The organism is Paenibacillus alkaliterrae (genome assembly GCF_021532375.1).
Lineage (GTDB): Bacteria > Bacillota > Bacilli > Paenibacillales > Paenibacillaceae > Pristimantibacillus > Pristimantibacillus alkaliterrae.
In genome coordinates this window covers 41,782-50,370 of the sequence record NZ_JAKGAP010000049.1, presented here as the reverse complement: position 1 = coordinate 50,370, position 8,589 = coordinate 41,782, and the positions used below count along the sequence as shown (strand labels likewise).

Annotated in this window: 6 protein-coding genes; all 6 read left to right on the top strand. The window is 57.1% G+C overall.

Features of this window, described 5'->3' with window-relative positions; genetic code table 11:
• Positions 1–54 precede the first annotated feature (54 nt).
• The 6 genes from L1N85_RS28015 to L1N85_RS19260 all read left to right on the top strand — a co-directional run bounded on the left by L1N85_RS28015 (position 55) and on the right by L1N85_RS19260 (position 8,279).
• Positions 55–405: a DUF6036 family nucleotidyltransferase gene (locus L1N85_RS28015; RefSeq protein WP_407946519.1), complete on the top strand. Its 351-nt coding sequence runs from the start codon at positions 55–57 to the stop codon at positions 403–405.
• Entirely contained in the window at positions 389–850 is a 462-nt protein-coding gene (locus L1N85_RS19280) for a hypothetical protein (protein ID WP_235240674.1), read from the top strand. The genes L1N85_RS28015 and L1N85_RS19280 overlap by 17 nt, the downstream gene beginning before the upstream one ends.
• A 345-nt stretch (positions 851–1,195) precedes the next feature.
• On the top strand, positions 1,196–2,662 hold the full coding sequence (locus tag L1N85_RS19275) for a polysaccharide deacetylase family protein (RefSeq protein WP_235240673.1): 1,467 nt from the start codon (positions 1,196–1,198) through the stop codon (positions 2,660–2,662).
• An 88-nt stretch (positions 2,663–2,750) separates the two neighbouring features.
• Positions 2,751–3,782, top strand: a complete 1,032-nt coding sequence (locus L1N85_RS19270; RefSeq protein WP_235240672.1) for an AAA family ATPase — start codon at positions 2,751–2,753, stop codon at positions 3,780–3,782.
• Positions 3,779–5,290, top strand: a complete 1,512-nt coding sequence (locus L1N85_RS19265; protein WP_235240671.1) for a DUF58 domain-containing protein — start codon at positions 3,779–3,781, stop codon at positions 5,288–5,290. The genes L1N85_RS19270 and L1N85_RS19265 overlap by 4 nt, the downstream gene beginning before the upstream one ends.
• Positions 5,277–8,279 carry a transglutaminase-like domain-containing protein gene (locus L1N85_RS19260; protein ID WP_235240670.1) on the top strand — a complete coding sequence of 1,001 codons (3,003 nt, stop codon included), beginning with the start codon at positions 5,277–5,279 and terminating at the stop codon, positions 8,277–8,279. Before L1N85_RS19265 ends, L1N85_RS19260 begins: the two co-directional genes overlap by 14 nt.
• The last annotated feature ends 310 nt before the right edge of the window (positions 8,280–8,589 follow it).

Here is an 8,589-nt window from a genome sequence, read left to right as displayed (position 1 = left end):
GGGTGGTAACCAGACCATCAATGTGTCAACTCCACTGGTGTTAAGCATCCTGAAATAAGTAAGGACGATACATCAGAAACCCCCACTTCAGCCGAAGCGTCTGCATCGGTAAGTGGTGGGAGTATTCATCTTCCGACGGATTATACGACGAGAGCTAAAGAAGTCGATAAGAGATATCGGAGTCTGACGGTCAAATATGTGGATTCGCATGATATCTGGTTCACCAAGCTGGGAGCATTTCGAAGTAAGGATAGGGTTGATATGATCCAGATGATCAAAGAGGGCGTGGTCGATACGAGTATGTTAGATGCTATGTTTGGGCAGTGGAATTTGCATTGGTTTAACGATAGTCCCGAATTAGTTAAGAATTACTCCGAGGTGAGATTCGATGATTCCGAAAACTAAAATACCCGAGGAGATTTATAAGGCTGCGTTCAGACAGTATGTATACGGTTTGGCTGAGAAGTGGTTGGAGTCTGGTGTCGAGCTGTCTCATCCTGATGAGGTTCTGGATAAAATTGCGGTTGCCTCTCAAGAAAATCATAGAGCATCTTATTTAAAATATCTCCTGCCATTGGCAGACTCCACGTATTCGGCAGCAGTTCCTTCAGAAACGGTCGCTTTGATGCATAAGGTTTTGTTCAGCCTGAGATTGAACGACGCTGCGTATAATGATTTTATGCTGGATCGGTTTTGCGATATTTTGCTTAAGGATGTCGATAAGCGCGGACTGTTTTCAATGCCTCTTCCAGAGGATTACAAAGACCTGCAGAAGCTTCTGTGGACTTTTGTGCAAACGTTCCGGAGGAAGCTGGCTGCACAGTATCCCCAGTACGACGGAGCGATATGAATTGATATTTGTAAAAAACGTTTGATGTAACGCCGCAATATGCGGGTTATGCCGGACGTTTTTTTGTTTGTATAAATAGCCTCTTGGTATTAATGAGTAAAACTCATTATTTAGAGAGGCTAACATCACTATTATCAATGGTTCATGGTACATCGTTTGATTTAGTGAGGAAAACCTCATTCCCCGTGAAGGTAGTTTCATCGCTAGTGAGGTTTTCCTCAGTAATGTATAAGATTGAGTCTTTAGTACGTCTTTAGTCTTGTCATTTACTAGAGCTGCCGTTCATATAATCTATCAGAATGTACGAGGGTGCATATTCGGAGGTAGAGAAGGGTGGCAGGTTTGATGCAGCGAGTAATGCAGGCGGCGATTTGTGCGATGGTCGTATGGTTTGGCTTGTTTGAGCCGGGAGGCTTTGCTCCGTATAACGGTGAAGCGGCGATAGAGGCGGGGAGCGCGCAGCAGGCTGCGGCGGTTGTTGCGGCTGCATCTTCTTATGACACCAAGCCGTTGCTTGCTGAGCCGGCAGTCTATGAATCTGGCAAAAAGGTGGAACATGTGCGGAACAAGCCTTTAGCTGATGAAGCTCACCGGAAAGAGGGACAGGAGAAGCAGACGCCGCAAGAAGCTGGTCAGAACGCGGAGCGGGACAAGCAGGCGGAGGCTGCCATCGTGCCGACGCCGTCTCCTGCAAGCGATAAGGTCGTTTATTTGACTTTCGACGATGGGCCGAGCAAAAACACGGAGCGGGTGCTTGAGATTTTGCGGGAGGAAGAGATAAAGGCGACTTTCTTTGTGCTGGGGGATCATGTACGGCAGCAGCCGGAAATCGCGAAACGAATCATCGAGGAGGGCCATTCGATTGGCAATCATACCTTAAATCATAAATATGCGAAGCTTTACGGCAGCTTTGCGGAGTTTTCCGAACAGGTGGCCAAAACCGACGAGCTGATCTATAAGACGACGGGCGTTAGAACGACGCTGTTTCGCGCGCCGGGCGGAACGTACACCAATTTTGATCAAGGCTATTTCGATGCGATGAAGGCAGCCGGCTATCAGGTGCATGACTGGAACGTGGACAGCGGAGATTCGAAGCGGCGCGGCGTGCCGGCATCGGAAATCATTGCAACTATAAAAGGCTCCAGACTGGTGAATAAGCTGGTCGTACTGCTGCATGACAGCGCCGGGCATGAGGAATCGGTCAAAGCTTTGCCGGCTATTATTAAATACTATAAGGGGAAAGGGTATTCTTTTGCCCCGTTAACGGAAGAAGTCGAGCCGATCCAATTCCGCGTAGCCGATAAGCAAAAGTGGACTAGAGCGAAGGTGACGAAGGCGGAAGGGATAGAGCTGGCGCGGTTCTCAGAGGCTTTCGGACGGAGCGTCGGCCAGGTGAAAGTGGAGCCTGCGGAACAGACTGGACCGACGAAGCAGACAAAGTCATCGAGACAAACGGATTTGGCGGAACAAACGCAGCTGGCGGAACCGAAGCTTGTGCTGCATCGGGGGGAGGAGCGGCTGGAGCTTAATCCCGGCGAGTATGGGCTCCGCGATGGCTCGACGGAGGTGCCGCTGCTTAAGCTGATGGCGTGGATCGGCGGCAGCGCGGAGCTTGATTTGGAAGAAGGCGTGATTGAGGCGCAAATGAATGGAAAACGCGCGGTGTGGCTGTTCGATACGACCGGGAAGCCGACCGCCGGGCAGGCGGAGCAGGCAGTCGTCCCTATACGGGCAACGCTGCAAGCTTTCGGGATCGGCATTGCCGGTTTCGTTTACAATGACCGTCAGCGCGAAATTTGGGTAGCCGAATAATAGAAAGGCTTCTAGCAGGTCTAAAGAGAGAGAAAGCTGGGGACACTGAAAAGTAGATAGATTTATTTTTCAGGAGGCGAAAGACATTATGATTTCTCCCCAATTTTCTGAGGATGTGCAAGAAAACCGCTATAGTCATTGGCCGGAAGCGCCGCAGGTGCTGCTGCATCGTTTACTAGTAAAGGTAGAGAGCGTATTGCTAGGCAAGCAGCAGGTCATTAAAAATACGTTAATTGCGATGCTGGCCGGCGGCCATGTGCTGCTGGAGGACGTGCCTGGCGTCGGCAAGACGCTGCTTGCGCAAGCTTTTGCCAGAGCGGTGGGCGGCGATTTCAAAAGAATTCAGTTTACGTCCGATATGCTGCCGGCCGATATCGTCGGGGGCGTTGTGCTTGATGCCCGCTCCAGCGAGCTTGTCTACCGCCCCGGCCCTATTATGGGCAATGTCGTATTGGCCGATGAAATCAATCGCACGTCGCCGCGAACCCAGTCGGCGCTGCTTGAGGCGATGGAGGAGAGACGCGTTACGGTAGAGGGCAAAACCCGCAAGCTGCCGGTTCCGTTTATGCTGATCGCTACGCAAAACCCGCTCAGCTTCGAGGGGACGAATACGCTGCCGGAAGCGCAGCTTGACCGTTTTATGATGCGGCTGACGATCGGCTATCCCGGACCTGCTGAAGAGAAACGGATGCTGGAGCAATACGCGGGGGGCTGTCGGATTGAGCCGGAGCGGCTTCGCCCCGTCATTGCAACGGAGGAATGGCTGCAAATGCAGGCGGAGGCGCGGCAGACGCATATGCATCCGGCGCTGCTCGAATATATGGTGCAGGTAGCCGATGCGACCCGCCGGGCGCCGGAGGCGGTGCTTGGGCTTAGCCCCCGCGCATTGCGCGATTGGCTGAGGGCATCGCAGGCGAGCGCCTATATGGAAGGGCGCAGCTATGCGGTGCCGGATGATTTACTGACGACGGCGGACGCTGTGCTGCCGCATCGCCTATTGCTCCGCTACAGCGCTGCCGCGGCCGGCGCCGATTCCGCTGCCGTCATTCGCCGGACGATTCGCGAATGCCCGCTGCCCGCTGCCGCAGGAAGCGGCTTTGGAGGCGGGAAACGCCGATGAATGCTTTTAATCAGGATGAAACGGTTCAGAACGAGGGATTAGCTGGCCGTATTGATGATGCAGAAAACGGTCAAGTTGCCGAACGGACGAATACGCAGCGCTTGGATAACGGTATTTGGCTAAGCGGGAACCGCACCGGTTCACATGCCGTTAAGCAAGGAGCTGCCTCGGAAACGGGGGAGCTGCTGCTTGGCGGCATATACCGCACGAGATGGATCGCTTGGACGGTAATCGCTGCGGGTTGGATTTGCAGCATAGCCGCCACAGTGCTGCGCGGCGGCGCGGTTGAATGGTTTTTGGCAGCGGTGCTTAGCGGGATTATCATCACCAGCGGACTAGCGCCGGTTATTGCGGCTGCCGGCTTGACGGCCGTCCGGTCGCTGACGCGTCAGGAAACGGGCGAGGGCGGGCAGGTAGAGGTTCAATTAACGCTCAAGCGTTCCTATTGCGTTCCGCTGGTTTGGGTCGCTTTGCGGGATGAAACGGTGAACGAGAGCTCGATCGCAAAACGCGGCATTAGCTTCCGTACCGTATTTGGATCGCTGCTGCGGAAGGAGTCGACCATTCGGTATACGCTTCGTAAATTATACCGCGGCCGGCATCCGTATAGCCATGTTTCGGTTACGGTAGGCGACTGGCTGGGATTGACAGCGATTCATAAAAGAATAGAAAGCAGGGCGGAGTTTGTCGTTCTTCCGGGATTGCCCCAAACCGGGGATATCGGACTTGGTGACCGGAGGGGGGACGCAGACGCCGGTTCGCCTGAGTCGCGATTGGCTGGAGCGGCTCCCGATGCACGCGGGGCGGCTGGCCGCGAAGAGATCATCGCAGCGGTCAGAGCCGCGGGAATCGGACCGGACAGCAGACCCTATCGGGAGGGCGATTCACTGCGGCATTTGGATTGGCGCAGCGCGGCCAAAGGTAGGGGACTGTACACGAGGATTCATTCGCTGGAGCAGCCCAATATAACGTTTATTGCGATTGATTCGGCCGTCTCTGCTTATGACCTTGATGACCGCTTGTTCGATGCATGCGTAGGCTGGGCAGCCCTTGCAGTCAAGCAAGCGGCCGCTTTGGGCAGTGCAGTGACGCTGCTGACAGCAGAAGGCATGACCGTGACGGAGCAATCTGCCTGCGGGGAAATGCGCGGAGGCACATCCGCTATGCTGCGCAGAATGGCCTTGCTGCGTGCGGACGGGAAGGGTTCCATGGCCGGAAGCCTCGTGAAGGATGGCTATACACTTACCCGCGGCGGAACGATCCTCGTATTTACGGCGGATTGGAGAGGCGGACGGAACTGGGGAGAGCTGGCCGGCTATGCGGCTGAGCAAGGCTGCAGACAGGAGCTGTTTATCGTCACAAGAAACAGCGTGCCTTCCTTCGCGATGCGTGAGCAGCAAAAATGGCTTGAAGCCGGCGGAGTCAAGGTGACGTGGCTGTATGTACCTCCTGGCATGAGCGAGCTTCCTTACGCAGAGGAAGGAGGCGATGCGCATGAATACGCTTAATGATAATGGCGGCGGCAATAAAGGGAAGGCGTCCGCGGAGAGCGGCCGGCTCGGCACGAAGGCGGGTGAAGGGCTGATAAGCGGTGAAGCGGCTGAAGAATCTTTTGCCTACCGATTCGTTACGAGCGCTCTATTATTCGGTTTGCTGGCCGAGTGGCTGCTGCCTTGGGTGAATGCCGGCGAATGGTCGGTTATTTATCATCCCGGACCGCTTCTTCTCGTGATCGGCTGCATTCTGATGCTCGGCATATTTCGAATGCCGATGGGCGTTACCCTGTCGATGAATGCGGTGCTTTGCGTGCTGAGCCTCATGTGGCTGTATAAAGGCCCGGACCAAAGCGGCATGCAATGGATAATAGCATTTCCCGGCATGTTGAAGGATCATCTTCTGCTCCTTGTTAAAAATGGGCTTTGGGCCATGTCCGGCGAGCTGCGGACGATGCTCCTGTTCATTGGCTGGGCGATGCTGGCGCCGGCTCTGCAGGCGCTGCTATGGATGCGTCAGACCGCGCTCGGCCTTGCTTGCATAACGGTCGTTTATTTAATTACGCTGCACGTATGGCTGGGATTTGACATAATGGGCAGCTTAATGCGAACCGCGGCCGAAGGGCTTCTGTTGGGCGCGATTGTTTCCGTTCCGCGCGTTCAGCGTATATTCGAGACAGGAATCGGAAAGCTCAAGGGGCTGGATATGCGCTGGCTGTTCGGGGCGGCTTTTGTCGTGCTGACGATTATCGGCTGCAGCTTATTGTTCTCGAACGGACGGGAATCCGCGCTGCCGCCCGCGAGCTGGACGGCGTCCATGAACGACCGATTGGAAAATGCCGTTCGCTCGCTTGGAAATCAGTCGGAAGCGGCATCTGTTATGGGACAAGCGAGCGCGGGACGATTGGGCGGCGCTTTTACCGGCTATGGCTTTGACGACAGGGAGCTGGGCGCTCCCGTGCAGAAGGATAATCGGGTTATCTTTACGGGCAGCTCTGCGGTAAAAGCTTATTGGCGCGGGGAATCGAAACGGCTGTACGACGGACGCGGCTGGAGCGATGACTGGAGCAGCACCGTGCTGTTTCCCATTCGCGGTGCAGACGGTAAGGCATCCGGGGAAGCAGCGCTGGCAGCGGGCAATGGACTGCAAGGACCCGTTATTCGTCAAACGGTCGTATGGAAGGATCCGACGGCAGCGATGCCGCTGTTTACGTCCGGACTATTCGGCCGAGTGACCGATCTCGTCGCCGCGGATCCCCGCCGAAAGCTGGGCAGCTACGTTTTCGATGAAGATTCAAGCGCTATGTATGCCCCTTCGGAAACGGCGAAGGTGGAGCAATACACGGTGGAAAGCGTGATGGCGATTACGGATGAGGCGCAATTGCGGCTTTTGGACGGAGAATCGGAAGGCGGATTGACGGCGGACTTCGAAGATGAAGGGTCAAGTGCAGCTTCGTTGTCTTCGGATGAAAAGCTTGAGGCTGAGCTGGAACCGTATTTGCAGTTGCCGGGCTCGCTTCCCGGACGCGTGGCTGCATTAGCGGCGGAGGTCGCCGGCGGAGGGGTGACCAGCCGTTATGATCAGGTGAAGGCGATTGAACAATTTTTGAAAGAAAATTACGCCTATACGCTTGCCGGCAGCTCGGTGCCGCCGGAAGGCAGCGATTTCGTCGATTATTTCCTGTTTGATAAGCGACAAGGCTATTGCGTGCATTTCTCCAGCGCGATGGTCGTGCTGCTTCGCTCGCAAGGCATCCCTGCCAGATGGGTGAAGGGCTTTACTGCCGGGACACCGGTTGGGGAGATTGCTGTTAGCGGGAATGTGGCTGGTAATCAGGAGAGCCAGCGCGGCAGCGAGAGCGAGTATGGTGAGAGCCGGAATGAGGGCAACTCGAGTAGTGGGAGCGAGTATGGTGAGAGCCGGAATGAGGGCAACTCGAGTAGTGAGAGCGAGTATGGTGAGAGCCGGAATGAGGGCAGCCCGGGCAGCGAGCGCGAGTATAGTGAGAGCCGGAATGAGGGCAGCGAGAGAGCTGCGGAGCTGGTGGCCTACGAGGTGCGCGGCTCAGATGCGCATGCGTGGGTCGAGGTTTATTTCCCAGGCGCAGGCTGGGTGCCCTTCGATCCGACGCCGGGATTTAACGGCGTCGTCCATATCGCATCCGCCGGTTCTGCGGACGGCGCAGACGGAGCCGCGGCCAAGCTTGCAGCCGCGGACCTTGGGAGTGAAGCGGGCGAAGCCGGCGGAGCTTGGCGGTTGGGCGAGGCGAGCTTCGCGGGCCTCGCGGCTTGGTTTGAGGCGGCGGCGGGCTATGCCGCCTCTGCCGTGGCGCGCGGGGCGGATGCCCTCGCGCAGGCGGCGCAGGGCGCCGCCAAGGGCGCGGCGGCGGCTTCGCCCGCCGCTGCAGGCGCCGCAGGCGCGGCCGCGCTAGCGCTCGCGGGCGCGGCCATTGCCGCGGCGCAGCGCCAGCGGCTTCGCCTGGCGCTGGCGCTGCGCCGCTATGGCGCGGCTCACGCCGACGTCGCAAAGCTCGTCGGCGGAGCCGACCCCGCTCCGCAAGCCGCGGACTCGCGCTTGCGACAAACCGGCGCGGCTATGCCGCCGCGCCGAGCCAAAGCACGCGGACGCGGCTATGCCGCCGCGCCGCGCGGCGCGGATGCGCGCCTGCGCGCCAGCTTCGCCGCTGTCGCGGATGCGCTGGCGCCGCTGCTTCATCGCCGTTTCGGCGATCACGCCCCGCGGCTGACCGCGCGGGAATACGCGCTCGCCGCTGAACCGGCTCTCGCGGCGGAGCAGCAGGATGCGCTCCGCCGGCTTGTCAGCTGGATCGAGGAAGCGCAGTTCGCCGCACCCGGACGATGGCCGGCTGCCCCTACGCCTTCGGCGCTTCGCAGCGTCATCCGCGTATTGGGCAAACGCCCGGTTTACAAAACGCAGCAGCCGGCCCGATCGGACCAAAAGGAGCAGGATGAGCGCAAATATGCGCTCAAATCTCCCAAGTAACCAATTTCCAAGAAAATGAAACGCACAATAGTTTCTCCATCCGGGGCTCGACAGCACTTAGTAACTGGATCTTTCCACTATAGCGATTCATTCGAGCCTCAACAGCCCGAAGTTACTGGATATATCCACTATAGCGCACCATTCGAGCCCCGGCAGCACCAAGTGCATAAATGCACCCGAATCCCGCCATCAGCCTTGAAAAATGAAGCGCTCTCCGCATGCTGGTTTTGCGGGGAGTGCTTTACCATTTTCCTCCAATCACGGCTTCCAGCGAAAAGTACCGCTTATTCGCCTTGACTCCCTCAAACCG

Bases quoted from the DNA above. Each gene is read 5' to 3' on its own strand.
- L1N85_RS19280 (WP_235240674.1), top strand. From the start codon at position 389: ATGATTCCGAAAACTAAAATACCCGAGGAGATTTATAAGGCTGCGTTC.
- L1N85_RS19275 (WP_235240673.1), top strand. From the start codon at position 1,196: ATGCAGCGAGTAATGCAGGCGGCGATTTGTGCGATGGTCGTATGGTTT.
- L1N85_RS19270 (WP_235240672.1), top strand. From the start codon at position 2,751: ATGATTTCTCCCCAATTTTCTGAGGATGTGCAAGAAAACCGCTATAGT.
- L1N85_RS19265 (WP_235240671.1), top strand. From the start codon at position 3,779: ATGAATGCTTTTAATCAGGATGAAACGGTTCAGAACGAGGGATTAGCT.
- L1N85_RS19260 (WP_235240670.1), top strand. From the start codon at position 5,277: ATGAATACGCTTAATGATAATGGCGGCGGCAATAAAGGGAAGGCGTCC.